The organism is Streptomyces sp. NPDC053665, assembly GCF_055585285.1.
Map to the genome: position 1 here is coordinate 1 of NZ_JBVJKK010000018.1, position 1,072 is coordinate 1,072.

Sequence of the window (1,072 nt, forward strand, 5' to 3'; positions counted from 1 at the left end):
AGGGAGACTGTGAGCAGCAGGCCGCTGAAGACGATCAGGAGGAGGGCGGACACCCACATCTGCCTGCTGCCGGGCGACTGCCATGCGGTAAAGGCAGACAACACCACCCACAGCAGAACGCCACCGATGTAGCGGCGGGGCAGACTCATCCGAACAATAGGTCGGCGAAATCGCCGACGGCGATGTGCAGGCCGTGGGCCCGGCGGCCCCGTTCGTCAAAGGAGGCGTGCCCCATTGATCGTCTTCGGAGGCGGGTCGAACGCGTACGAATTGCGTACGGTTGGCGTGCGGGTTGTGTGTTGTTCAGGTACCGGACTGCCAGGAGTGGGGGGCATGGTAGTGCGGGTGATGCTGGGGGCGGTGCCAGCGGGTGGTCGGGGTGCGCGTGGGGCGGTGGTGGGTGCGGCCAGCTGCTGCATGGGCCAGGAGAACGGCTGTCAGGGCAGCCAGTTCCTCGGGTTCTGCCCGGCCCTTCTCGATGCGCAGGACGTCGTCGTGGCTCATGAGGGTCTCCCGTCCCTTGTACTGCTGCTCGCTGCTTGCAGCTTGCTTCAAGGAGGGGTGAGGACCTCTTGAGTTCTGCTAGGACAGCAGGCGGTGGGTGAGTCGCCGATGAAGCAGGACGATGGCGATACGGACGTTCTCCTTGAGCACCTCGATGCAGAGCTCGAGCATGGCAAGGTAGCCGGCTCGGTCGGCTCTCCGTGCGGGTGTGTGTCTGGCGCACATGATGTCGGCGACCTGATCGGGTTCGGGCGTGATGCGTTCGTGGGAGCGTCGCATACTCGCGCCCCCGCCGACTGGCTAAGCCGGGCGGGGCGGTGACCCGCCGCCCGGCCCCCTTTGGACACGTCAGGAGCCGTCGGCCCCGGCTGGGAACCGGGGCCGGCCGTTCTCGGTGTCAGTAGCGGTAGTGGTCCGGCTTGTACGGGCCCTCGACCTGCACGCCGATGTACTCGGCCTGCTCCGGGCGCAGTTCGGTGAGCTTGACGCCGAGGGCGGCCAGGTGGAGGCGGGCGACCTTCTCGTCCAGGTGCTTGGGCAGGACGTAGACGCCGGTGGGGTACTCGTC

2 protein-coding genes are annotated in these 1,072 nt (G+C 67.1%); both read right to left on the minus strand.

Annotated features, from left to right (window positions below):
- Positions 1-303: 303 nt before the first annotated feature.
- Positions 304-504: an acyl-CoA carboxylase epsilon subunit gene (locus ACZ6ZN_RS33090; RefSeq protein ID WP_469651918.1), complete on the minus strand. Its 201-nt coding sequence runs from the start codon at positions 502-504 to the stop codon at positions 304-306.
- Positions 505-901: 397 nt separating this feature from the next.
- Positions 902-1,072 (minus strand): adenosylhomocysteinase (locus tag ACZ6ZN_RS33095; protein WP_469651912.1); only part of this gene is annotated, 171 nt, incomplete at its 5' end.